Origin of the sequence: Faecalibacterium sp. An192 (assembly GCF_002160175.1) — a bacterium.
Taxonomy (GTDB): domain Bacteria; phylum Bacillota; class Clostridia; order Oscillospirales; family Ruminococcaceae; genus Faecalibacterium.
Genome location: NZ_NFKB01000139.1, coordinates 1 through 900 on the forward strand (window position 1 = coordinate 1; position 900 = coordinate 900).

Consider the following 900-nt stretch of genomic DNA (forward strand, 5'->3'; position numbering starts at 1 on the left):
CCGAGCTGGAGTACAAAGAAGATGCCCCGGAACCGTTCAAAAAAGACCAGAGAGGCGTCCACAAGATAAGCGAAGCGGGCCGCTGGAAACTGACCAGCAGCAATGAGACGGAAAATCGGATCTTCGACCTGGACGAAGAAGAGCGGATCTGTCCGAGGTGCAAAGGAAAACTGGTTTGGATCGGGAAAGAGTTGGTAAGGGAAGTCTTTGAATACCAGCGGCCCAAACTCAAGCTGGTCCGGTACTGGCAGATGAGTTACAAGTGCCCGGCCTGCCACAAGAAAGGCCGAAGTGTCATTGTGCGGGCTTCCGTTCCAAAACCGTTGCTGAATCACAGTCTGGTCGCAGCTTCGGTGGTAGCAGAAATCATGTACCAGAAGTATGTGAATGCCATGCCGCTGTACCGGCAGGAAGCAGCCTGGAAACAGCTGGGGGTAACATTCAGCCGGACTACTATGGCGCGCTGGATCATCCGGTGCGCGGAAGACTGGCTGGAGCCTCTGTGGAACGCCATGCGGAAAGAGCTTCTGCAAAGAGAAGTTCTGCATGCAGATGAGACGGTGGTGCAGGTCCTCAAAGAGAACGGCAAGACCGCCCAGTCCAAGTCTTACATGTGGGTTTACCGTACCGGCATGGATGGGCTGCCGCCCATTATTCTGTACGAGTACCAGCCCGGACGCAGCGGCGAATACCCAAAGAAGTTTCTGGAAGGATTCCATGGATATCTGCATACCGACGGCTATGCCGGATACAACCAGGTACCGGATATTACCCGCTGTGGCTGCTGGGCCCATCTGCGACGGAAGTTCGTGGAGGCCATGCCTGCCGCATCCAGCAACCCCAAAGGTCTGCTCACACCGGCACAGGTTGGCCGGGATTACTGTGACCAGCTGTTTGCAG

Annotated in this window: 1 protein-coding gene; it reads left to right on the plus strand. The window is 55.7% G+C overall.

The window, feature by feature from the left end:
- A partial coding sequence (locus tag B5F27_RS16315; RefSeq protein ID WP_158098281.1) for an IS66 family transposase occupies nt 1-900 on the plus strand: 900 nt, incomplete at both ends.